Source organism: Gluconobacter sphaericus, from assembly GCF_016757795.1.
Lineage (GTDB): Bacteria > Pseudomonadota > Alphaproteobacteria > Acetobacterales > Acetobacteraceae > Gluconobacter > Gluconobacter sphaericus.
On sequence record NZ_CP068419.1, the window covers coordinates 1,191,682 to 1,215,986 of the forward strand.

General features: G+C 56.9%; 18 protein-coding genes and 2 pseudogenes. 12 read left to right on the forward strand and 8 right to left on the reverse strand.

Annotated elements, in window-relative coordinates; genetic code table 11:
- Window positions 1-34: 34 nt before the first annotated feature.
- The 3 genes from IGS75_RS05675 (at window position 35) to IGS75_RS05685 (ending at window position 5,789) form a co-directional block, all read left to right on the forward strand.
- A complete protein-coding gene (locus tag IGS75_RS05675; protein ID WP_202257885.1) occupies window positions 35-1,273 on the forward strand; it encodes a metallophosphoesterase family protein in 1,239 nt (412 codons plus the stop codon).
- Window positions 1,273-4,686: a YhaN family protein gene (locus IGS75_RS05680; protein ID WP_202257886.1), complete on the forward strand. Its 3,414-nt coding sequence runs from the start codon at window positions 1,273-1,275 to the stop codon at window positions 4,684-4,686. The genes IGS75_RS05675 and IGS75_RS05680 overlap by 1 nt, the downstream gene beginning before the upstream one ends.
- Before the next feature lie 212 nt (window positions 4,687-4,898).
- Window positions 4,899-5,789, forward strand: a complete 891-nt coding sequence (locus tag IGS75_RS05685; RefSeq protein WP_202257887.1) for a helix-turn-helix domain-containing protein — start codon at window positions 4,899-4,901, stop codon at window positions 5,787-5,789.
- A gap of 220 nt (window positions 5,790-6,009) precedes the next feature.
- On the opposite strand, the gene IGS75_RS05690 is transcribed toward IGS75_RS05685, so the two are convergent.
- Window positions 6,010-6,903, reverse strand: a complete 894-nt coding sequence (locus tag IGS75_RS05690; protein WP_141353336.1) for a LysR family transcriptional regulator — start codon at window positions 6,901-6,903, stop codon at window positions 6,010-6,012.
- Between the two features lie 113 nt (window positions 6,904-7,016).
- Between IGS75_RS05690 and IGS75_RS05695 the strand changes: the two genes are divergently transcribed.
- Entirely contained in the window at window positions 7,017-7,769 is a 753-nt protein-coding gene (locus IGS75_RS05695; RefSeq protein WP_141353338.1) for an SDR family NAD(P)-dependent oxidoreductase, read from the forward strand.
- Window positions 7,770-7,850: 81 nt separating this feature from the next.
- Entirely contained in the window at window positions 7,851-8,687 is an 837-nt protein-coding gene (locus IGS75_RS05700; RefSeq protein WP_202257888.1) for an alpha/beta fold hydrolase, read from the forward strand.
- A gap of 20 nt (window positions 8,688-8,707) precedes the next feature.
- Here IGS75_RS05700 and IGS75_RS05705 read toward each other — a convergent pair whose 3' ends face one another.
- Both IGS75_RS05705 and IGS75_RS05710 read right to left on the reverse strand, forming a co-directional pair.
- A complete protein-coding gene (locus tag IGS75_RS05705; RefSeq protein WP_146863772.1) occupies window positions 8,708-9,280 on the reverse strand; it encodes a cytochrome b in 573 nt (190 codons plus the stop codon).
- Entirely contained in the window at window positions 9,277-10,371 is a 1,095-nt protein-coding gene (locus IGS75_RS05710; protein ID WP_202257889.1) for a catalase family peroxidase, read from the reverse strand. The genes IGS75_RS05705 and IGS75_RS05710 overlap by 4 nt, the downstream gene beginning before the upstream one ends.
- 173 nt (window positions 10,372-10,544) lie before the next feature.
- Here IGS75_RS05710 and IGS75_RS05715 point away from each other — a divergent pair, with 173 nt between their 5' ends.
- The 3 genes and pseudogenes from IGS75_RS05715 to IGS75_RS05725 all read left to right on the forward strand — a co-directional run.
- Window positions 10,545-11,048 carry a sigma-70 family RNA polymerase sigma factor gene (locus tag IGS75_RS05715; protein WP_202257890.1) on the forward strand — a complete coding sequence of 168 codons (504 nt, stop codon included), beginning with the start codon at window positions 10,545-10,547 and terminating at the stop codon, window positions 11,046-11,048.
- The gene (locus tag IGS75_RS05720) at window positions 11,045-11,809 is read left to right on the forward strand and encodes an anti-sigma factor family protein (RefSeq protein ID WP_141353348.1); all 765 of its coding nucleotides are present in this window, start codon (window positions 11,045-11,047) and stop codon (window positions 11,807-11,809) included. The genes IGS75_RS05715 and IGS75_RS05720 overlap by 4 nt, the downstream gene beginning before the upstream one ends.
- A 62-nt stretch (window positions 11,810-11,871) precedes the next feature.
- Window positions 11,872-12,283, forward strand: a pseudogene (locus tag IGS75_RS05725) (IS481 family transposase); the annotation flags it as partial.
- A gap of 55 nt (window positions 12,284-12,338) precedes the next feature.
- On the opposite strand, the gene IGS75_RS05730 reads toward IGS75_RS05725, so the two are convergent.
- The gene (locus IGS75_RS05730) at window positions 12,339-13,232 is read right to left on the reverse strand and encodes a LysR family transcriptional regulator (RefSeq protein WP_202257891.1); all 894 of its coding nucleotides are present in this window, start codon (window positions 13,230-13,232) and stop codon (window positions 12,339-12,341) included.
- 149 nt (window positions 13,233-13,381) lie between these two features.
- On the opposite strand from IGS75_RS05730, the gene IGS75_RS05735 reads away from it, so the two are divergent.
- From IGS75_RS05735 to IGS75_RS05745, 3 genes and pseudogenes are all read left to right on the forward strand, one after another.
- Window positions 13,382-14,365, forward strand: a complete 984-nt coding sequence (locus tag IGS75_RS05735; protein ID WP_141353352.1) for an aldo/keto reductase — start codon at window positions 13,382-13,384, stop codon at window positions 14,363-14,365.
- Between the two features lie 24 nt (window positions 14,366-14,389).
- A complete protein-coding gene (locus tag IGS75_RS05740) occupies window positions 14,390-15,250 on the forward strand; it encodes an aldo/keto reductase (RefSeq protein ID WP_202257892.1) in 861 nt (286 codons plus the stop codon).
- Between the two features lie 352 nt (window positions 15,251-15,602).
- A pseudogene (locus IGS75_RS05745) lies at window positions 15,603-16,079 on the forward strand (IS5 family transposase); the annotation flags it as partial.
- A gap of 9 nt (window positions 16,080-16,088) precedes the next feature.
- On the opposite strand, the gene uvrA reads toward IGS75_RS05745, so the two are convergent.
- On the reverse strand, window positions 16,089-19,091 hold the full coding sequence (gene uvrA, locus IGS75_RS05750) for an excinuclease ABC subunit UvrA (RefSeq protein WP_202257893.1): 3,003 nt from the start codon (window positions 19,089-19,091) through the stop codon (window positions 16,089-16,091).
- Window positions 19,092-19,221: 130 nt separating this feature from the next.
- Here uvrA and ssb point away from each other — a divergent pair, with 130 nt between their 5' ends.
- Window positions 19,222-19,800 carry a single-stranded DNA-binding protein gene (gene ssb, locus IGS75_RS05755; protein ID WP_202257894.1) on the forward strand — a complete coding sequence of 193 codons (579 nt, stop codon included), beginning with the start codon at window positions 19,222-19,224 and terminating at the stop codon, window positions 19,798-19,800.
- Between the two features lie 273 nt (window positions 19,801-20,073).
- On the opposite strand, the gene IGS75_RS05760 is transcribed toward ssb, so the two are convergent.
- From IGS75_RS05760 to gyrA, 3 genes are read right to left on the reverse strand one after another with little or no spacing between them, the layout of a single operon-like run.
- Window positions 20,074-20,559, reverse strand: coding sequence for a peptidylprolyl isomerase (locus IGS75_RS05760; RefSeq protein ID WP_141354517.1), 486 nt, complete (start codon window positions 20,557-20,559; stop codon window positions 20,074-20,076).
- A 31-nt stretch (window positions 20,560-20,590) separates the two neighbouring features.
- Window positions 20,591-21,121 (reverse strand): pantetheine-phosphate adenylyltransferase, encoded by a 531-nt coding sequence (gene coaD, locus IGS75_RS05765; protein WP_202258259.1) that lies wholly within the window; start codon window positions 21,119-21,121, stop codon window positions 20,591-20,593.
- Window positions 21,102-23,891, reverse strand: coding sequence for a DNA gyrase subunit A (gyrA, locus tag IGS75_RS05770; RefSeq protein WP_408876494.1), 2,790 nt, complete (start codon window positions 23,889-23,891; stop codon window positions 21,102-21,104). Before gyrA ends, coaD begins: the two co-directional genes overlap by 20 nt.
- Window positions 23,892-24,305: the final 414 nt, after the last annotated feature.

Here is a 24,305-nt window from a genome sequence, read left to right on the forward strand (position 1 = left end):
TTGCAAGACATCCGTGAGGGCGTAAACTTCGGGTATGTCCTCATTCCGCTTTCTTCACGCTGCTGACATCCACCTCGACAGCCCCCTGCGGGGACTGAGCCGTTACGAGGGGCTTCCCGAGGCGGAAATCCGGGGCTCCACGCGGCGCGCGCTGGACCGGCTTGTCGAGACAGCGCTGACGGAAAAGGTCGATTTCCTCGTGCTGGCGGGGGATCTGTATGACGGATCCTGGCAGGATGTGGGGACCGGGCTTTACATGGTCCGGGCACTGAGCCGGCTGGTTCAGGCTGGCATCCGGGTCGTGACGCTTTCGGGCAATCATGATGCCCAGTCGGTCATTGCGCGCGAACTGCCGCTTCCGGACGGGATCGATCATTTCTCCTATGATGCACCCCAGACGCTGCACTGGCCCGAACTGGGCGTGGCACTCCATGGGCAGAGTTTCCGGGACCGGCATGTCACGCAGGACATGACGCGTGCCTATCCCGCGCCAGTGGCGGGGTGTTTTAATATCGGTGTGCTGCATACGTCGCTCTCAGGATATGGGGAGCACGAAACCTATGCGCCCTGCTCTGTCGAGACCCTCTCGGCCAAGGGGTATGATTACTGGGCGCTGGGGCATGTTCATGCGCGCGAGATTGTCTGCGAGCATCCGTGGATTGTGTTTCCCGGCGTGCTTCAGGGGCGCCATGCGCGCGAGACCGGAGCCTGTGGCTGTGAACTGGTTACGGTTGAGGACGGGATCGTCCGGTCTGTTGAATTCGTGGAATGTGATGTTGTGCGCTGGGCCCGGCTGGAGCTCGATGTCAGCGATATCCAGACTATGGATGCGGTTCTGGGCACGGCGCGTCAGGCGATGGAAGGCGCACTGTCCGAGGCCGGGGGGCGGACGGTCATTGCGCGGATCGTGTTGACGGGACGGAGCGTTCTGCATGACCGGTTATGTGCGTCGCAGGCATGGAAAGAGGATCTGCGGGGCATAGCAGTGTCGATGGCGCAGGGCACAGCCCAGATTGCGCTGGAGAAAATCCGTAACGAGACTTCCGCGCCTGCGCACCGGACGGGCGTGGCGGAGACGCGAGAGCTGGATCTGGCACTTGAAGGGCTGAGGCAGGACGACGAGTTTCTGGCGTCCCTGCCCAAGGCGTTTGAAGGATTTTTCTCAGTTCTGCCTTCCTGCGTTGAACGCGACAGTCTGATGGCGGAGGGGCAGTTTCCTCTTGAGCAGGCCCGGGCGGCCTTGCGGGCGCGACTTGTGGGGGAGACGGAATAATGCGTTTCGAACGTCTCGATCTTCTGCGCTATGGTGGGTTTCAGGATGCGACGCTGACCTTTCCAAAAGGTGCGCGGGATCTGCATGTCATTTACGGGCCCAACGAAGCCGGAAAATCGACGACGCTTTGTGCGATCCGGGATTTCCTGTTTGGGTTTCCGCATCATGTCGCGGGCGGTGACTGGATGACGGCCGCGTCGCTGCTGCGGGTCGGGACGTGTCTGGAGCAGGACGGAACGGTTTTTGAGGGCCTGCGGCGTCGGGGGCGGAATCAGACGCTTTTTGCGACCGATGACAAGACTGCTCTCGATGATCTGACATTGCGGAGCTGGCTTGGTGGGCTGGACGCAAAAGGGTTCGAGGCGGCCTGGGCGCTGGATCATGCGCGGCTACGCGAAGGCGGCGAGGAGATGCGTCGTCTGAAGGATGATGCAGGGCTTCAGATTCTGGCGGCTGGTCTGGGTCTTGAGGGCATCGGGAAACTGGCGACGACGCTTCAGGAAGAAGTGAATTCGGAATGGAAATCCGGGCGGGCACGCTCGGCCTTGCAGCAGGCAAAGCAGAAACTGAAAGATTTGCAGCAGACCCTGCGTCAGGACACGACGACAGCGCGGCAACTTTCGATTGCGAACAAGGCAGTATCAGTTTCTGAATCAGAACGGACAGCCTGTGAAAAGGAAGCTCAGGCGCTCGGGGTGCGTCGCAGGACCAACTCCCGGCTGAAAGCGACATCTGTTCCTATTCAGAAACTGATGGAGACCGAAGCGGAGATCGCTACTTTTCCGCACTGGGATCTGACGGCTCAGGATTGCGCGCGGATCGAGAAAACCCTTGAAACCCTGCATCGGGACGAAGAGACGCTTTCGATCACGCGCCAGAAACTTGAGACATTATCCGGGCAGGTGCGGGACTATGGGGAACCGCATCCTGTTCTTGCGGAGCAGGACGCCATCCGGGCGCTGCTGGGGCGGGCTGTGCTTGTCGCGCGTCTTGAAGTGGCGGCGGGAGACCGTCAGGCACGGCTGACGCGGGATGGGATCTGGCTTGAGCAGTTCAGGGCGCGGCATGGCTGTGAGGCGGGCGCGCTGCCAGAATTGTCGGAACTGGACGATCTGGACCAGCGACTTCAGGCGCGCGCGCTGCTGCACACGCAGGCGCAGGACCTGGGCGCGCGGCTTCGGGAGATGGAACAGGCGCTGGGTGCGCTTCGTCCGAGATCCGTTCCAGATACGGATGAAAAAACCGATGGGGAGCGTTTGCGCCTGTTTCGGCTGGAACTGGATGAGGCGCGTAGCCTTGGTAAGCTGGATGAGCTGATCGACAGCCTTTCGGATGAGGTTGGACGGCAGGAAAATGTCACGGCAGCGGCTTATGGAGCGTTGTTGCCGTGGCGTACGACAGGTGAAAATCCGAAGGCCGAACTAACGGCGCTTGCGTTGCCGGACATGGCGATCCTCGAAGAGGAAGTGCGTATCCGGACAGCGCTAGACGAGCAGCGGCGGACCGCGTGCGACGACGTGCAGGCGGCGGAGACGGAACACGCGCGTCTGGAGCAGCAGCGTCGGCGGCTTGAGGAAAGCGGACAGGCGGTGTCACGCGAGCAGCTTTCCGCAGCGCGACAAGAACGCGACCGGCTGTGGCAGGAGATGGACCGTCATTGCCAGTCCGGAGACATTCCGCCTTCGGCGATGCGGGAGGCATTTGAGATTCTGATCCAGAATGCGGATGGTCTGGCGGACCGGCGCCATGACCATGCCGAGCAGTCCGCCCAGCTTGCGGCGCTTTCACGGCAGGTCGAGGATCTGGTGCTGAAGACCGCAGAGGCCCGGCGTCGGACGGCTCATGCAGAGGCAGAGTTGGATCGACGGGATACCGCATGGTCGGCTCTGCTGGAAACCTTGGGTGCGCCGGTCTTGCCGCCTGCCCCGCTTCAGGTCTGGATTACGCGGCGTCAGGAGGCTCTTGAAGCTGAAGAGCGGTTGCAGGTCACACGCTCGCAGTTGCAGGCCGCGACAGAAACGCGGGCGGATATGTGTCGCCGGCTGCAGGTTTTCGTGCCCGCATCTCCGTCCGACCAGCTGGCGACTCAGATCCGGCAGGCCGCGTCCGTTCTGGAGCGTGACGAAGCCGAAGCCCGCCAGAACGAGACCCGCATCGCGGAGCAGCGTCGCTTACTGGAGGCCGTGGCGAAAGACCGGGCTGCGCTGGCCGCACTGGAGCGCAGTCTGGCGCAGTGGGACGAAGACTGGGCGCTGGCCTGTCAGGCGTGTCATTACCCGGGCCGGCCGGACCGCACGGATCTGCTGGATGTGCGTGAGGCGCGAACGATCCAGAGCCGGATGGACAGCGAGCAGAAGGAGCAGGTGGCCGAGGCCTGCGATATTGCGGCTTTCCACGATGAACTGCGGGTGTTCCTTCAGCGTCACGGGCAGGGCTCTGCGGCGGAGCTTGAGACCTTCCTGACGCAGAAGCTGGGTCTCGAGCAAAAGCGGCTAGTGGCTGTGCAGGCACATGCGGCCCTTGAGGCCGAGATTGCGCAGAAGGATCTGAAAATTGCATCGCTGATGGCGGAGCTGGCGCCTGTGCGGTCAACGCTGGGTCTGGGGCCGAACGATGATTTGCGCCGCGCTTTGTCACGGGCCTGCGAGCGCGCCGGGCTTTGTGAGACGCGTGAGGGGTTGCGGGATCAGATCCTTCAGGCAGGCAATGGTCGTCCACTCGATATTCTTCTGGAAGAAGCCCGTGAAACGGACCCGGCACAACTCGAGCAGGAATTCGAAGCCATCGAGGCAGAAACAACGGCACTAAACGCCCGCAGATCGGAAGTGGATGAGCGGCTGTTCAATGCGCGCGCAGTTCTGGCGGGGCTGGAAAATGCGCGAGGCGTTCATGAGACGGCCGAGGAAATCCAAGAGACAGAAGCGGAGATTGCCGAGCGGGCCAGCCGCTATGTCTCACTCAGGCTCCAGCAATTGATGCTGTCACGACTGGTGGAACAGGGGCGCCAGCAAGCGCACGGGCCGTTGCTGACGCGTGCGGGGGCGCTGTTTTCCCGACTGACACTTGGGCGTTATGTCGGGCTTGCGACGGAAGAAGACGGCTCGGACGGGCTGGTTCTGGCAGGATGCCGACCAGGAAATACGGCGCTTGTCCCAGTTTACGCCATGAGCGAGGGCACGCGCGACCAGCTTTATCTGGCGCTGCGACTGGCATCCGTCGAACAGGCTTTGGAGCGGGGAATCCGTCTGCCTTTCCTTGCGGATGACCTGTTCGTGACGTTTGATGAAGAGCGCACGGATGCGGGTCTGAAAATTTTGGCTGAGATTTCGGAAAAAACGCAGGTTCTGTTTTTTACCCATCATAGATATATTTTAAATCAATCGAAAGAAATTTGTTCTTTTATAGAACTATAATTATATTAATGAAAAAATATTTATTTTATGATATTTTAATTCTTTCCTTCTTTTTCAATGGCACTGAGTGACGAAATATTATGAAATACAGACTATCTATTTTCCTTTGAGCTGATCTTCAATATAGCCATCCTGACATGGGTGTTTTGACTGGTCTTACTATTAAAAATGGTGTTTAGAGGCATTCCCACTTTCCTTCACGGAGCGCAGTCGTGACTGAAAGCCCACGCGGTAGCCTGAATGCACAGCGCATCATACCGCTCGCAACCCTTGCGGCACCTCCCCGTGGAATGGACCCGATCGTCGCTCGTCTCAGCACGGCTCTGTCTGAGGGTATCGCGGAGGTTCTGGAGCAGGAACGGGCGGTTCTTGTGCTGTCACGGCATTCCACGGGCAAGCTTTATCTGGATCAGCACCAGTTCTCGACACTGGCCACGCCGCCGCGGATCGAACCGACGGCAGATGTCTTTCTGCTGAGCGTTACGCGCAGTGCGTTGCTGCGGTATCTTCCGATGCTTGCGGCGCTGCCGCCCCTGTCTTTCAATATGGAGAAAGGGCCGGGGGCATTCCTGTTGTCCGCGGGGTCCATGCTTGAGGCTGGTATGCTGGAAGGCACGATTTCGCAGACACGCCAGCGCCTCATGCAGCATGTTACGGATCTACTCATCACGACAATTCTGGACTGCCTGCAACTGGAAGTCAGTGTCGCCGGGCGGCGCCGGCATCGGCAGAAGCATATCCGACACTATATAGAGACACGTTTACACGAGCATGATCTGACGCCGCAGAGTATTGCGGAGGCGTCGGGGATTTCCACCCGTGCGCTCTATCAGCTTTTCGATGGCAAGGACGGGGCGGTCGCGGGCTGGATCCTTAACAGGCGGCTTGAGCGGATCCATGCGGATCTGACGAACCCAGCACATGATACACTGTCGATCGCGCAGATCGCGCTGAACCATGGTTTCCGCAATGCCGCGCATTTCTCCCGGCGTTTCCGGCAGAAATTCGGGGCGTCCCCGCGGGAAATCCGGCAGCGTTCCGCCTTGCGGCTGGGGCGTTTGGAACAGACTGGATCGTCAGGATGGCACGGACGAGGCGGGTAGTAGACTGGCCTACGACCAGGTCCAGCAGAACGACTTGGAGGATTCGAAAAACCCTCTTGCCCAGTTAATTCAGACACACAAGCCCTTGGTATGGTCGTACACTGAAAGTGCTTGCGAAGGGTTTTCGAACCCTCAGGGTAGCAGTCACCTAGGTAGTCGAAACCGTCACGATTCACACCATTATCTAGAAACGGGCGTCTCTGCCGCCAGAGCGCAGCACTTATAGGCGCTTCGGAAATCCAGCGGCGAGGTAATCGATGAACGCACGTACCGCTGATGGCAGCCCACGCCGCGTTGTAAATACGAGATGGACGATTCCTTCTGCTCCTCTCCATTCCGGAAGGACCTGCACTACCAGACCCTTCTCCAGTGGCTCCCGAACGAAATGATCCGGAAGCCACGCAACACCCAGCCCTGCAATCGCCGCATCCCGCACTATGCCCATATCCTGCGAACCAAACCGAGGCATTCGGCGTATTTCGTGAGTCTCGCCGTGGTGATTTATTAAAGGCCAGATGCAGTCTGTTGCCTCGTCGCTTGTTGTTAAGAGCGATGCACTCTTCAGATCCTGCAGGTTTCTGATGCTTGCAGCTACACGCGGATGTGCGACTAAAACACGTGTGGAGCGCCCGAGAGTACGCATTGTCAAAGCTGCATCCGAGGTGAGAGCCAGGCGAACCCGTAATGCGAGGTCGATGCGCTCCTCTATCAGATCCACTGCCCGATCTACCGCCAAAAGTTGCAACCGCACCTTGGGGTAGCGATCCAGAAAGCCTGTCATCAAGTGACCGATCACAGCAACCATGCCAGTCGGACAACTGAACCGAACGACGCCCGCTGGCTCAGCCTGGGCCGCGCTGATGATTGCCTCTGCAGCTTCTGCCTCATCCAGCATAGTACGGCAGCGCTCATAAAATATCCGACCGAGGTCCGTGACGCGGAAGCGTCTACTGGACCGCTCGATCAGACGTATACCGAGCCGGCTTTCCAGATCGGTAATGCGGCGGCTGAGTTTTGACTTCGGCTCATGCAGCACACGCGAAGCAGCCGAAAAGCCGCCATGCGCGACGACTGCTACGAAATACGCATAATCATTGAGATCTCGACGTTTCATCGTTCCTCTTTCTGAACGCTGTGTGTCAGTATTGCCATCTACAGCGATGATCGTTCCAATGGCATCTCTTTCCTGACGGCGCAAACGGAGCGCTGAAAATAAGGAACAGAACAATGACTTACGGATTTGATGGCAAGGTCGTGATTGTAACCGGCGGTACAAGTGGCATTGGTCTGGCTACCGCCAAAGCTTTCGCCGATGAAGGCGCATTCGTTTTCATCACCGGAAGACGACAGGAAGCGCTCGACGCCGCTGTCACTCGCATCGGTGGCAAAGTAACGGGTGTACGCGGTGATATGGGCCGTCTAGAAGATATCGACCGTCTATATGATACCGTTCAGCAAACACATAGCCAGATCGATGTTGTCTTCGCCAATGCCGGTGGCGGGGAATTTGCACCACTTGGTGCCATTTCCGAAGAACACTATCAGTCCACTTTCGACAATAACGTCAAAGGCGTGCTCTTTACTGTACAGAAGGCGCTTCCCCTGCTGCGCGACGGGGCCTCGATCGTGCTGAATGCTTCGAATGTCAGCGCTGCGGGAACCCCGGCTCTTAGTGTGTATTCTGCAACGAAGGCAGCTGTACGCAGCTTTGCGCGAAACTGGATGCTTGACCTCAAGGACCGACATATTCGCGTCAATGCAGTTAGTCCGGGTGTGACCGATACGGCAGGTTTGAATCAGCTTTTTGGCGGCGGCGAACAGGCCAAAGAAACCAAAACCTATCTCTCTGGCCTGATCCCCTCAGGTCGCGTGGCCCAGCCGGAAGAAATCGCCCGCTCGGTTCTGTTTCTGGCGTCTGACGAGGCTAGTTTCATCAATGGGATCGAACTTTACGTTGACGGTGGTCAGAAACAGATCTGAACGCCATCAAAACTGCCTCCCGGACGTGTTCCGGGGTAGCCCCGAGACAACTGTCACCATCTGAATTTTGGAGAAATAATCATGTCGTTCGTTACCACCAAGGATGATGTCGAGATCTTCTACAAGGACTGGGGACCGAAAGACGCCCGTCCCATCATGTTCCATCATGGCTGGCCCCTCTCTTCCGACGACTGGGATGCCCAGATGCTCTTCTTTTTACAGAATGGATTCCGCGTGGTGGCCCATGACCGCCGCGGCCACGGGCGCTCTGAGCAGGTTTCGGCGGGGCATGACATGGACCACTACGCATCAGATGCGTTCGCCGTGGTCGAAAAACTGGACCTCCGAAACGTCGTACATATCGGTCATTCCACTGGCGGCGGCGAAGTCGCACGTTATGTGGCCAAATACGGTCAGCCGTCCGGACGCGCCGCCAAAGCCGTTCTGGTCAGCGCTGTCCCGCCCCTGATGCTGCGCACAGAAGCAAATCCCGAGGGCCTGCCGATTGAGGTGTTCGATGGTTTTCGCGTTGCCCTCGCAGCCAACCGGGCACAGTTCTTCCGCGATGTGCCAACCGGTCCATTCTATGGGTTCAATCGCGAGGGTAACAGCCCGCAAGAGGGCGTTATTCAAAACTGGTGGCGTCAGGGCATGATGGGGAGCGCCAAAGCGCACTACGAGGGCATTAAGGCATTTTCAGAAACAGACCAGACCGATGACCTAAAAAGCATCACGATACCAACACTCGTGCTGCATGGAGAAGACGACCAGATCGTGCCCATCGCTGATTCAGCACTCAAGTCTGTTGAATTACTCGCCAATAGCACCCTTAAAACCTATCCCGGCTTCTCGCACGGAATGCTGACGGTCAATGCGGAGGCACTCAACGTGGATCTCCTTGCGTTTGCTGCAAGCTGACATCCATCAGCAGCCACGGCTTAATCGCCGTGGCTTTCTTGAGAGATCGGATCCAGACGTTCCCGAAGCAGCATGCTGCGAAGTACGCCATCGCGTCGGATCAGGCCATGAAACAAAGCGGCGGCGACATGCGCCAAAACGAGACCAAACAGCAGAAAGGCCAGTAAGGTATGCACCGATCGAAGTTCCGCCCAGAGTACCGGGTCGTGAGGAAGGATCGGTGGCAAAAGCACGGACTGCCCCCATAGCGGGATGGGGTACCCCCCTGCCGACAACATCCCCCATCCAACAAGCGGCAAAACAATCATCAGCACATAAAGCAGGATATGCGATGCATGAGCTCCAATTTTCATCACCGGGGGCAAATCCTCCGGCAAGGAAGGTGGAGGCGTGTGCAGCCGGTTTCCCAGACGCAGCATAGCAAGGACAAGGATTGCGATCCCCACAGAGCGATGCAACGCCACCAGGCGATAGTAACCAGATCCAACGGTCGACGCCATGAACACACCAATGAGGAGCATGGCCAAGATCATGACGGCCATAACCCAGTGCAGGATGCGAGACGGCAGGGTGAAAGATTTCACGTTTTTCATGACTTTTTGTCTCTCGCATTGGCAGACGGGACCGTCATTTCAGGTGAAACAGCAGGGGCAGTCGGCCGTTCGCCGGAACGCAGATAAAACGAACGCATATAGGCCGCAGATCGGGCCTGTAGGATCGGATCGCCTGACGGCATTATGCCCTCGGGCAAGACAAGCGGATCAAAAGTTATGCCGGTACATGGGCCGTTTTCCTCACTCCCGATACCTGTCAGGGTCAAGGTTCCCACATTGATCTGCCGATCATCCTGCGACCATCCCTTGCTCGGGTTGTCAATTGCGTCGCCGCTACCTGCCAGCGTTACCATCAGCCGCCATTGCAGTGGATGGGTGTGAATGTCTTCGATAACTTTATGAAACAGATAATCATGATCATTCGCATGACCAATCTCAGGCATAACTGGTTGGACCGGCACCATAGCCCAACGTACGGCTGTCTTCGTTCCGTCTTCCGCGACAAAAAGAAAGCTGTCGAGACTACGATAGGTATCATCGGCGAAACCCGACGAAACAGGTCGTCGACCAATCTGTGCCATCGCAGTTTGTAACCAAGGATGGCTTGTACGGAAAACCTGCATGCGTGCGGGGTCAGGTTTTCCCGTCGTCAAATCCGGGCGCGATGCAAGCTGGAGGTCGTGGAATTCCTGCGGCGTTCCAACAGGAAAGACAGGAATATCGTTAATTCCCATACGCCATTCCTGACGGTCCGACGGCATCAGACGCAGGGCCATGCTGCGCACTTTCTCAGGAGCATCGGCCTGATATGGAAGGCCGCCAGCAAGTGCGAACCGCCCAACGACAGGAACCCGCCCTTTCTGCAGGACGGTGGCCATCGAAAGGCTGGAGGCGTTCCCATTACCCTCAAACCATCCAGTTATACAGACACCTTTGGCGTGGTTGCGACGAAATCCAGGGTGCATGCCACTCCCTTTCTGCAAAGCGTCCAGCATAGCGACCTGTGTCAGGCGGTAAGGCGTCAGCCACCCGCCCGCCCAAAGAAATAACAGCATGAGAAAAAATGGAAGCGCGATCACACCGAGCCAGCGCAGGATGGAACCAGACAGCGTATGAGTGTTGGTCGTCATTTTTTCGATCCTCTGACATCGTCTGGCTTAAAGACGATTGAGCAGGCGGATCTATTCCCTCTGAGTAAAATATTTAGTGAAAATGTACCCGTCCCGTCATTTGGCTCGGAATAAACTGGACCCGTGCGCGTTCACATTCAGAAGGATGATCACTACATGAAGCAGAGGCCGGGTTGAACGAGACCAACGACATCAGGTTACAACGGGCGATACCGGCCTTGAGACGGTACTCGCGGGTCCTGACGCGCGATCCCCACCGAGCAGAAGATCTTGTGCAGGACTGTTTGGAGCGTGCCCTTACGCGAATGCATCAGGTGCGCGACCTATCGGATCTGCGGCCATGGCTGTTCACTATCGCGTATCGCCTCAATATCAGCCACTGGCGTCGCCTGAAATCTCTGGTCACTCCACCGGAAACATCTTCTGACTCAATTCAGGATGCTACCCAGATCCCACACCTTGAGTGGAAGGAAGTCATCAATGCCTTTGACCGTTTGTCTGATGAGCATCGGCAGGTCCTGCTACTCGTGGGGGTTGAAGATTTAGAATATGCAACTGTCTCGGACATCCTGAGAGTTCCGATCGGAACCGTAATGTCCCGACTATCCAGAGCCCGAGATGCCTTGCACCAGCTTGTCGATGAAGGCGAACGACCCAAGCTCAGGAGGATAAAATGACACGGTCTGCCCCCCCCGTAACTGAGGATGATCTTCACGCCTGGGTCGATGAGCTGCTTTCGCCGGAACGACTGCGGACTGTAGAAAGGTGGCTGGATGAAAATCCAGCAGTGCAACAGCGTGTGATGACATGGCGGAAAGAGAGAATCTTGCTACGGGCTGCACTGAATACTGACTTTGAACAGTATCCTCCTGTACATTTGGATATTACGATACCAAATCAATTACGAATTCGTTATTTCAGCATATCGCAGATGGCTGCGTCCGTTGTCCTTGCGCTATCTATTGGACTTGGAGGAGGTTGGTTCCTTCGGGAACGCGAAGTCCCTCTTGGACTTGCATCCGTTGAACAGGAAGCAATGATCGTACATGTTTCAGGTACGGACAGCATAATCGCAGAGGGAAATGTTGCTCAGCTCACAGCCTGGGGGACGCAAACATCTGGTCGCCTAGTGCGTGCACCGGACCTATCCGCCGCAGGTTACCATTTTCTGACAGGACAACTGGTCACGACAGATCATGGGCCAGCTTGTGTGTTTTTATACAAGGATAAACACGGTACACGCATTTCACTTTTTATTCGTCCCATGCACGGCCGTGACATGACGGCCCCGATGCGCGCGATGAGGGATATACCGGGCTATATTTGGGCGCAGGATGGCCTGGGTGTTAGCATGATATCGGACGAATCAGTTCTAGGTCTGCACAGTCTTGCAAATCAGGCGCGGGATCTCATGGCACAGCGGCATTCATCTCTATAGGTTTATTGTTTAGTCCCGTATTTTGATAGCGTGATATTTTCACGTGAGTGGAAGAAAGCCTTATGGGGCAGATACGTCATGGCAGTGCTACGACGACGCACGCCGTGCAAACAGCAATACAGCGATCGCAGGCTTCGCTCGTGGCACTAAGCAAGGAGTTCGGGATCAACCCGAAAACAGTTGCAAAGTGGCAGAAGCGACAGAGTGTCGAAGATCAGAATACAGGTCCTAAAGAGCCGCGATCAACGGTCCTGTCCGAGACGGACGAAGCGATGACCATGGCATTTCACTGACATACGTTGTGCCGCCCTCATTTGACCCGCTCAGCCCTGCATCGCTGCTTTCAGCGCCACGAAATCTCACGATTGCCGGCCAACGAGGGAGACAAGCCAAAAACGACAACGCTTCGAACACACCCCGATTGGGTATTTTCATCTTGATATCGCGGAAGTCCAGACCGCTGAGGACACACTTCTGATTTAAGGAGACATTCTGCCCCCTCCCCTGATTTACCTGTAACAAACCTTATTCAGCTTTTGTAACGCAGAGCATCAAGAACAAGATTGAATGCTGGAGAGGGCTGACGCTTGCTTGGGTAATACAGAAAATAGCCATCAAATGGCTCACACCACTCTTCAAGAATTTGCACCAAAGTTCCGGCAGAAAGGTGATCTTTGACGTGATCCTCAAGCATGAAAGCAATACCATGCCCGGTGAGGGCGGCTTCCACAATCAGATTGATATCATTGAGCACAAGCTGTCCTTGCGTTTTAACCCGGATCTCTTTGCCATCGCGCTCAAACTCCCAAGCGTATAATCCACCAGAAGTCGGCAAGCGCAGATTGATGCAATTATGTTGCGCCAGATCGTACGGCGTTTCCGGGATGGTCTTTCCGCTCAGATATGATGGGGAGGCCACAGCAGCCATCCGAAGGCGTGGGCTGATTGGTACTGCAATCATGTCCTGCTCCAGTCTTTCTCCAAGCCTTATCCCGGCGTCATATCGCTCAGCCACAATATCGACGAGGCCTCCTTCGATATTGATTTCCACGTTGATGTCAGGATGTTCGGCTGTGACATGATCAATAGCTGGCCAGAGCAATGTGTATGCCGCGTGAGAACTTGTCGTGATCCGAACATTGCCAGCAGGGCGATCTCGCAACTCGGTCAGTGCAGCAAGTTTCTGATCAATATCATCTAGGGCAGGACGAAGTGTTTCTATAAGACGTTCACCAGCCAGTGTAAGTGCGACGCTTCTGGTTGTGCGTGTAAGCAATCGTAGACCCAGTCTGGCTTCGAGCCGCCGAAGAGAATGGCTGAGCGCAGATTGTGAAATGCCAAGCTTCCCTGCGGCCTTAGTGAAGCTGCCTTCATCAGCAACTGCCATGAACATGGCCAGACTTCCAAGCTCTTCACGCAGCATTGTACTCAGGCCTTCTGGTGATTTTCATGACTGAAAGTCATAGACCTAAGTAATTTACCTCGTCTAATCGATTGATGAGTCTGGGCTTAAGATTTGTGTGTTCAGAGCCTTGGTCGATGCCCAAGGATTAACACGCGGGATCAAGAAACATGCAAAAACGTCTATTGGGCCAGAGTGGTTTGGAAGTATCAGCGCTTGGCTTCGGCTGCATGGGTCTGAGCTATGGCTATGGCCCTGCCACCGACCGCAAGGATGCTATTACCCTGATCCGCGCAGCTTATGAGCGTGGGGTCACTTTCTTCGATACTGCCGAAGCTTATGGACCAGGCATTAATGAAGAAGTTGTTGGGGAGGCACTAGAGCCGGTTCGTAATCAGGTCGTGATTGCCACCAAATTTGGGTTCGTAAACGGCGTACCAGCACAGGGACTGGATAGTCGGCCGGAGCGTATTCGACAGGTTGCAGATGAAGCGCTGAAGCGCCTGCGGACTGACAGGATTGATCTCTTTTACCAGCATCGCGTCGATCCAAACGTGCCGGTTGAAGATGTTGCCGGAACAGTGAAAGACCTTATCGCAGCGGGAAAGGTCAAGCATTTTGGCATGTCTGAAGCCGGAACGAATTCAATCCGTCGTGCACATACCGTACAGCCGGTTGCAGCTCTCCAGAGTGAATACTCGATGTTCTGGCGCGAGCCGGAATTGGAAATCCTACCGCTGCTTGAAGAACTGGGTATCGGCTTTGTGCCATTTGCGCCGCTTGGCAAAGGGTTTCTGACTGGAAAACTCGACCCAAAGGCCGTGTTCGCCAAGGATGATTTCCGAAGCTCTGTTCCCCGTTTCCAAGCTGATGCACTAGCCGCGAACCAGGCTCTTGTTGATCTTGTCAAAGTCATTGCATCTGAAAAATCCTGCACGCCTGCGCAAATCGCATTAGCGTGGCTTCTAGCTCAGAAGCCGTGGATTGCTCCCATTCCCGGTACGACGAAACTTGATCGTCTAAAAGAAAATCTGGGAGGGGCTGATGTCAATCTGACGGTTGATGACCTGACTCGCATTGAACAGGCGCTCAACGAAATTACCCTGCAAGGGGATCGTTATCCTGCCTCACATCAGAACCTCATCAATCGCTAAGCTACTGTCGCGGAGAGAATAATCGTGACTATCGCCACATCTGTCGTGATGTTGAACAATGGCATCCCAATGCCTTCTCTTGGCTTCGGTGTATTTCAGGTTCCTGACCCGGCGGAGTGTGAACGCAGCGTTCGGGATGCCATTGATGTCGGTTATCGACTTCTGGACACAGCCACCTCCTATGGCAACGAGGAAGCAGTCGGACATGCGATTCACAACCATGGGATCGACCGAAACGAACTTTTCGTCACCACCAAGCTCTGGATTGAAGATACGAGCTATGAGGGAGCCAAGGCTGCTTTTGAACGATCGTTGAACAAACTCCAAACTGACTATCTCGATCTTTGGCTGATCCATCAACCATATGGAGACGTCTATGGGGCATGGCGCGCAATGGAAGAACTGTATCGTGCGGGCCGTATCCGGGCGATTGGTGTCAGCAATTTCTATCCTGACCGACTGGTGGACTTCGTACTGCATAATGAGATCACACCCGCGATCAATCAGATTGAGCTCCATCCTTTTCATCAACAGGACGATGCTTTGGAAATCCTGAAGCAGTATGATGTTCAGGCGGAAGCCTGGGGACCGTTTGCAGAGGGGCGAAACGGGCTGTTCTCGAATGACGTGCTTCAGTCCATTGCGCAGAAACATGGCAAGACTATCGCTCAGGTCGTATTGCGTTGGTTGAACCAGCGCGGAATTGTCGCGATCCCCAAATCAGTCAGAAAAGAGCGTATGGCCACAAACTTCGCTATCTTCGATTTTACGTTGGACAATGCTGATATTGAGGCAATTGCCACGCTTGATCAGAGAGCCAGCAGTTTCTTCGATCACCGCGATCCAGAGAAAGTCCGATGGCTAGGCACAAGAAAGTTAGGGTAAGAGGTTTCTTGTCAGAGTTGTCCGCCTACATTCAGATTTCTGCATATCCTATCGGATTAGAGCGGATATTTTTTCGATCCATGTGAGTTAAAGAGAATGTCCGAGTATCGGCAATTTCGCTCATAATCGGACATTCTGCTTCCCCTCCCCCATAGCAGGCAAAAATAGAGAAGTTCATGGATGAGAGGCCTGTTCTTCTTCTGAGCAGGCTGTGCAGTGAAGTTTGTTTCTGCTTGCTCTAATTTGACGTGTTGTTAAACGGGCCTAGGTTCAAGAGCCATTGATTTTATTACAAAAATCTGATTCAGGCTCTGTAAGGAGGCTGAAGATGAGCGATCTGTTTTGGCTGACGGACGGTCTGGCTGCCGGAAAGGCAGAGCCCCAGACCATCATGGTTGATGCGACCTATCTCAAGGCACACCGTACGGCTTCGAGCCTGCGGTTAAAAAAGGGGATCCAGGCCGCCTAATCGGACGGACAAAAGGTGGCATGAATACGAAGCTGCATGCGATCACCAATCAGAACAGACGACCGTTGAGCTTTTTTATGATTGCGGGGCAGATCAGTGATTATACCGGTGCTGCTGCTCTGCTGGACAGCCTTCCTATGGCACAGTGGATGCTGGCGGACCGGGGTTATGATGCTGACTGGTTTCGGGATGCCCTGGAGGAAAAAGGGATCAGGCCCTGCATTCCAGGACGGAGATCCCGCGGCAAGCCAGCCAAATACGACAAGCGAAAATATAAGTGTCGCAACACGCTACGACAGATGCCCGAATGTCTTCTTCTCAGCCATCTGCCTCGCTGCAACCGTCATGTTCTGGCTATGAGTCCTGAGCCTAGGCTTTTGTCTTGTTGCGGGAGCCGACAGGGCGGCTTTTGGGTTTCTTTTTTGCGTTGGCTTTTTCTTTAGCCTTCGGTGGCGGTAGACTGGCAGCAAGCATGGCTTGTGTAATTTTAGTGGCCGTGACTTTACGGGGCTGTCTGGCACCCGGTGCGTCCAGAAGCGGGGCGAGGAAACGGCCGGTATGGCTGGCCTTGCACGCGGCGATGTCTTCCGGCGTTCCGGCTGCGACGACCTGACCGCCGCCGTCTCCGCCTTCGGGGCCGATATCAATCAGCCAGTCGGCCGTCTTGATGACTTCCAGATTGTGCTCGATCACTAGAACCGTGTTGCCCTGATCGACGAGGGTATGCAGCACTTCAAGCAGCTTGCGGACGTCTTCGGTGTGCAGGCCGGTTGTGGGTTCATCAAGGATATAGACCGTGCGGCCGGTGGCGCGTTTGGCCAGTTCTTTCGACAGCTTGACGCGCTGGGCCTCGCCCCCCGAGAGGGTGGTGGCTTGTTGGCCGAGGGCAACATATCCCAGTCCAACCTGTTGAAGGATGGCGAGGCGGTCGCGGATTTTGGGGGCAGCCTGAAAGAACGGGAGAGCCTCATCCACGGTCATGGCAAGAATGTCCGCGATGGATTTGCCGCGGAACTTCACTTCCAGCGTTTCGCGGTTGTAGCGTGCGCCTTTGCAGGTGTCGCAGGTCACGTACACGTCCGGCAGGAAGTGCATCTCGATCTTGAGAACGCCGTCGCCCTGACAGGCTTCGCAGCGGCCGCCCTTCACGTTGAAGGAGAAGCGGCCCGGCTTGTAGCCGCGTGCCTTGGACTCCGGCAGTTCGGCGAACCAGTCGCGGATCGGGGCGAACAGATCCGTATAGGTTGCGGGGTTGGAGCGCGGGGTGCGGCCGATCGGGGACTGGTCGATCTCGATGATCTTATCAAGATTGTCCACGCCTTCCAGACGGTCATAGGGCAGCGGCGTCTGGCTCGATTTCATGAGTTGGCGGGACAGCGCCTTATACAGCGTGTCGATGACCAGCGTGGATTTGCCGCCACCCGAAACGCCCGTGACAGCGATGAAGGTGCCGAGCGGGAAATCGACTGTCAGATCTTTGAGGTTGTTTCCGCGTGCGCCGTGCAGGGTGAGCATGCCGCTGGGCTTGCGGCGTTCGGTCGGGACGGGAATGACCTTGCGGCCTGACAGATAGGCACCGGTGATGCTGTTGGGGTTTTTGGCGACCTCGACCGGGGTGCCGACAGCAATGACTTCGCCGCCGAGCTTGCCCGCGCCTGGTCCCATATCGATCAGGTAGTCTGCGGCGCGGATGGCGTCTTCGTCATGTTCGACGACGATGACGGTGTTGCCGAGGCGCTTAAGGCGTTCGAGCGTGCCGAGCAGGCGCTCATTGTCGCGCTGATGCAGGCCGATGGAGGGCTCGTCCAGCACATACAGCACACCCGTCAGCCCCGAACCAATCTGCGACGCCAGACGGATGCGTTGGCTTTCGCCACCCGACAGGGTTGCGGAGCCGCGCGAGAGGGTGAGGTAATCCAGCCCGACATCGTCGAGGAAGTGCAGACGGTCCGTGATTTCGCGCAGGATGCGGTGGGCGATTTCGGCGCGCTGGGGCGTGAGGGTGGCTTCCACGCCGGAGAACCAGTCGAGCGCCTTGCGGATCGGCATGTCCGAGGCCTCGGCGATGTTGAGGTCCTTGACCTTCACGCACAGTGCCTCGGGCTTGAGGCGTGCGCCGTGGCAGGCATGGCAGGGTTTTTCGGACTGATAGCGCGACAGTTCTTCGCGCACCCACATGCTGTCTGTCTGGGCCATGCGGCGGCGCAGGTTCTTCAGCACGCCTTCGAACGGCTTGGTGACGATGTGGACCTTCCCGCCGTCGGTATAGGGAATGTCGATCGGCTCTTTCGAGCCGTTGATGATGAGGCCGCGTGTGGCGGGCTGGAGGTCGGACCAGGGCGTGTGCATGTCATCGCCGCAATGGCGGGCGAGAGCGGCGAGCGTCTGGTCGTACCAGTCCGTGCTCGCACCCTTCCATGGAGCGATGGCGCCTTCGGCCAGGGTCAGGCTGTCATCCGGGACAATCAGGTTTTCGTCGAAATGGGTTTCGGTGCCGATACCGTCACAGACCGGGCAGGCGCCCATCGGGGCGTTGAAGGAGAACAGACGCGGCTCGATCTCCTCGATCGTGAAGCCGGAGACGGGGCAGGCAAAGCGCGACGAGAAGACGACATGCGTCGGGGCCTCCTTTTCGCCTGCACGTTTCACTTCCTCGGCGTAGGCCAGGCCGTCCGAGAGTTCGAGTGCGGTCTCGAAGCTGTCGGCGAGGCGGGATTCGAGCCCTTCCTTGACGACAATCCGGTCCACGACGACTTCGACGGTGTGGCGCGTCTTGCGGTTCAGCTCAGGGGCCTCGGCGATTTCGTAGAGTTCGCCGTCGATCTTCACGCGGGTGAAGCCTTTGCGGGTCAGTTCGGCGAGTTCGCGTTTGCAGTCGCCTTTGCGGTCTTTCACGACGGGCGCCAGCAGCATCAGGCGTATGCCGTCACCCATGGCCATGATGCGGTCCACCATCTGGCTGACGGTCTGCGCCTCGATCGGCAGGCCGGTCGCGGGGGAATAGGGGATTCCCACGCGCGCCCAGAGCAGCCGCATGTAGTCGTGGATTTCCGTGATCGTGCCGACGGTCGAGCGCGGGTTCTTGGAGGTGGTTTTCTGCTCGATCGAGATGGCCGGGGAGAGGCCCTCGATAGAGTCCACATCCGGCTTGCCCATCAGTTCAAGGAACTGGCGGGCATAGGCGGAAAGGCTTTCCACATAGCGTCGCTGACCCTCAGCATAGATCGTGTCGAAAGCCAGCGAGGATTTTCCGGAGCCTGAGAGGCCCGTGATGATCGTCAGGGAATCCCGTGGGATCGTGGCGTCGATATTCTTGAGATTATGGGCGCGGGCCCCACGGACGCGGATCGAATGATTGTCTGGAAAGCTCACGGAGACCCCAAATTCAAAGAATAGCGATTGTGCAATGGGAACGTACGATAAGGGATGCTAGATCACTTTATAGATGGGTTTTTGCGACCTATATGAAAAGAACAATTCGAGAAAATTGGTTGGGACGGGAATGGCAGGTAGCGTCAATAAGGTGATTCTGGTCGGAAATCTGGGCAAGGATCCGGAAGTCCGCAACACGCAGTCAGGGTCTAAAATCGTCAACCTGACCGTTGCGACGTCGGACACCTGGAACGACCGTCAGTCCGGAGAGCGCAAGGAGCGCACCGAATGGCATCGCGTGGTGATCTTCAATGAGCGGACGGCTGATGTGGCTGAGCGGTTCCTGCGTAAGGGGCGCAAGGTTTATATCGAGGGTGAACTCCGCACTCGGAAGTGGACCGACCAGTCCGGTCAGGAAAAATACACGACCGAAGTCGTGATCGACCGGTTCCGTGGCGATCTGGTACTGATCGACAGCAATCGTGGCGGTGGCGACGATGGCGGTTTTGACAACGGCGGCGGCTATGGCGGGGGCGGCAATGGTGGCGGCTTCGGCGGTGGAAGCCGTAGTGGCGCCAGTGGCAGTTCGGGCGGCGGCTTTGGTGGCGGTTCCCGTGGTAGTGCCGGTGGTGGAAACCGCTCAAGTGGCAGCAATGGCGGCTGGGATGCTCCGCCGGATAACGATCTGGACGACGAAATCCCGTTCTGAGTCGTTTGGAAGAATAACGGTAGAAAACAGGAGTGGCGGATGTCAGTCGACATCCGTCATGGCCGGGTTATATTCAGAACCGAAAACTTGAAATTAGAAAAAATCACGATTCGGAATAATATTTTCATCCAGAATTATGGTCGCAGTATTGTTGAATAAATAATTTTTTCCATAAAATCCGTTAGTTTTTCTGAAAAAATCAGATAATAGCTTTTTAAAAAAGCCAGCGCATTGCTGCACTGGCTTTCGCAGTATTCCGCATTTCAGCGAAAATCAGGCTTCGACGTAAGCCTTGACGATGATGTCGGGGTCCTTAACCACGCCACCGGCGCCGGAACCGCGCTTCAGCTGATCCACATACTCCATGCCTTCAGTCACCTGACCGACGATCGTGTACTGACCGTTCAGATGCGGACTGGCAGCGAACATGATGAAGAACTGGCTGTTGGCAGAGTTCGGGGCCATCGTGCGGGCCATGCCGACCGTGCCACGCTCGAACTTAGCAGCATTCGTGAACTCGGCCTTGAGGTCCGGATAGGAGCTGCCGCTCGTGCCGGTTCCCGTCGGATCGCCGCCCTGCGCCATGAAGCCTTCGATCACGCGATGGAACTTCACGCCATCATAGAAGCCTTCAGTAGCCAGCAGCTTGAGGCGCTCGGCAGCCAAAGGCGCCAGATCGGGGCGCAGCTCGATGACCACCTTGCCAGTCTTGAGCTCGAAAACCAGCTTGTTGCCGTCGGGCACTGCAGTATCGGACATCTTGGAACCTTCCAGAAATCGTTGAAGGTTCCTATGTCGGCTCTCGGCCCAGTTTCGACAAGACGATATGTGCAACATCTTCGCTGACGAAGGGTGAAATATCGCCTCCCAGCCGCGCGATTTCCTTCACGATGCGACTGGCCGTGCTGCGATGTTCCTCAGACGACAGCAGGAAAACCGTCTCGATTTCCGGGGCCAGACGACGTAGCGCGCCGGAAAGCTGGCTCTCATAATCAAAATCGCCACCCGAACGCAGGCCGCGTACGACCGTGCCCGCCCCCGCCTGACGCACGGCATTCACCAGAAGCGTATCGAAGCCCACAACCTCGATCCGCTCCCCATGCGGCAGTTTGTCCACCTCATGCCGCAGAGCCGAGAGCCGCGCTTCCAGATCCAGAAGCGGCTGCTTGCCTTCATTGACCGCCACCCCGACCAGCAGCCGGTCGAACAGCGCGGAGGCCCGATGGATGATGTCCAGATGCCCGAACGTGACCGGATCAAACGTGCCGGGATAAAACCCGACACGCGGATCCGTCCGCGCCTCAGGCGTCAGGTGCAGCATTGTCACCAGCGGCAGGAGCCTCGGAAACCACAGTCTCGTCGGCATCGCCCTCTTCCGTGTCGTCTTCCAGAACCGGGAAGACACAGATGACGGTTTCGCTGTCATTCAAACGGAACAGCGTCACACCGCTGGCCTGACGCGCCATGACGCGGACCTGCGAGACCGGCAGACGGATCAGACGTCCTGTATCCGTGACCAGCATGACGTCCGTGCCATCAAGCGTCGGCAGAGTGCCCACCACTTCCTTACCGCGACGGTTTGCGGAGAAAGTCATGTTGGTGATGCCCTGACCGCCACGGCCCGACACACGATAATCATAGGCCGAGGAACGACGGCCAAAGCCGCCATCCGTCACGGTCAGGAGGATTTCTTCCTGCTGTTCCAGCTCCTCGAAGCGCTCCTGCGTCAGATCGCCCGTGATCTCGACAATTTCCTCGTCGCCGGACACGGTTTCGTCCTCGGCACTATCCTCCAGAGCCGCATTTTCAGCACGGCGCTTGGCATTAGCCATCCGCAGATAGGCCGAGCGTTCCTCGACACTGGCATCGACGTGATTGAGGATACACAGCGAAATCACCGCATCCCCGTCGCCCAGACGAATGCCCCGCACGCCCGTGCTGCCACGACCGGCAAACACACGCAGCGTCTCATCCGTGATCTGGAAGCGGATGCAGCGCGCGTTCTTCGTTGCGAGGAACACGTCCTGACCTTCACGACAGGTTGCCACACCGATGAGGGAATCTCCCTCGTCGAGCTTCATGGCAATCAGACCGGACGCACGGATATTGCGAAAATCGCTCAGACGGTTACGGCGCACATTGCCGCTAGCCGTCGCGAAGGCGAGGTGCAGATCGTCCCACAGCTCCTCGTCCTGCGGCAGCGGCAGAACGGCTGTGATGGAATCCGTTCCCAGTTCCGGCAACAGGTTGACCAGCGCACGGCCCTTGGCGGTCGGCGCGGCTTCCGGCAAGTGCCAGACCTTCATCCGGTAAGCCTTGCCGCCCGAGGAGAAGAACATCACCCACTGATGCGTATGCGCGTTGAAGCTGCGAATGATCACGTCATCACCACGACGACCTGAGGCCGTACGACCCCGACCACCCCGGTTCTGGGAGCGGAAAACCTCCAGCGGCGTACGCTTGATGAAGCCATCGCGCGTGATGGTCACAACCATCTGCCCCGGCTCGATCAGGCTTTCATCGGTCTGATCGCCAAGTGAATCGGAAATTTCCGTCGCACGCGGGGTCGCGACTTCCGCACGGGCGGCCAGAAGCTCCTCGCGCATAACTTCCATCCGGCGCGGACGGCTCTCGATGATCTGAAGCAGCTCACCGATCTTGACGGCCACCTCACCCAGTTCGCCCTGGATCTTCTCGCGCTCCAGACCCGTCAGACGTTGCAGACGCAGCTCAAGAATACCGCGGGCTTGTGCTTCCGTCAGACGGACCTTGCCATCAATGATGACATTGCCTTCATCGTGGATCAGCTCCAGCAGCGGGATGACTTCCGAAGCATCCCATTCCCGCGCCATCAGCGATTCACGTGCCGTCGCAGCATCCGGGGCCGCCCGGATCAGCGCGATCACCGCATCAATATTGGCAACCGCAAGCACCAAACCGACCAGAAGATGCCCACGGTCACGCGCTTTGTTCAGATCGAAGCGGGCGCGGCGCAGGATGACTTCTTCGCGGAAGCGCAGGAAGGCTTCCAGAATGTCCTTCAGCCCCATCGTCCGCGGCTTGCCATCGTCCAGCGCCAGCATGTTGGCACTGAAGGACGTCTGAAGCTGCGTGAAACGGTAGAGCTGGTTCAGAACCACATCCGGCGTCGCATCGCGCTTGAGCTCGATGACGACACGCATTCCCGACCGGTCGGACTCGTCGCGGATGTCGGAAATGCCTTCGATTTCCTTGGCCCGGACCAGATCGGCGATCTTTTCCTGCAACGTGGCCTTGTTCACCTGATACGGGATCTCGGTGATGATGATGGCCTGACGGTCCTTGCGGATTTCCTCGATCTCGGCACGTGCCCGCACCGGAATGGACCCGCGACCCGTCTCATAGGCACGGCGGATGCCGCTGCGCCCCATGATGATGCTGCCCGTCGGAAAATCCGGCCCCGGGATGATCTGCATCAGCTCGTCGAGTTCAATATCCGGGTTGGCAATCATCGCCAGCGTGGCGTCAATCACCTCACCCGGATTATGCGGCGGAATATTGGTCGCCATCCCAACGGCAATACCGGCCGCACCGTTGACAAGCAGGTTAGGGAAGACCGCCGGAAGAACCTTCGGCTCGTTCTCGCTTTCGTCGTAGTTCGGCTGGAAATCAACGGTGTCGCGATCGATATCGTCCAGCAGGAAGGACGACGCCTTCGCCAGACGGGCCTCGGTATAACGCATGGCGGCCGGGCTATCGCCATCGACCGAACCGAAATTGCCCTGGCCGTCGATCAGTTTGACGCGCATCGACCAGTGCTGCGCCATCCGGACCATGGCATCATAGATCGAGCTGTCACCATGCGGATGGTATTTACCCATCACGTCACCGACGGCACGGGCCGACTTGCGATAGGGCTTGTCGGCGGTGAAGCCGCTTTCGCGCATAGCGTAGAGAATACGGCGATGAACCGGCTTCAGACCATCCCGCACATCCGGCAGAGCACGCGATACAATCACGGACATCGCATAAGCCAGATAGGAGGAGCGCATCTCCTCCTCGATCGTTACAGGAAGACGGCCGGAAGGGGGCAGATCAGTCGGCTCGGTCAGCTCGGTCAAGACAAGTCACCACGCTAGAATTCAGTTGCCTGATCATACCGCATGCGTCGCCGACACGCCACACCCGGCTCCCGCAGGAAGCGTCTGTATCGTGGATGTATCCTGTTCTTTCTCGCGTCAGGAAATGTCACGCGCACGAAAAGATTCACGAATTCGCACAGGATGTGGGTTTTGGTTTTTATATTACCAACTTTGCATTTATTTGAATGAGTTATTAATTTCAAAACATACTCCGACGGGGCTCTGTTGAAAATCTTTTTGGAAGATTTCATCATGGCCGATACGACCAACGGAACTGATAGAGTTGGAAGGATCGAAGAACCGTTGGTTGATGTGCTTGGCCGGTAATTTCTAGGTCTTTGCGGTTTGATTGACGGTTCTTTGGGGCGTTTTCGGTCTGCGTCT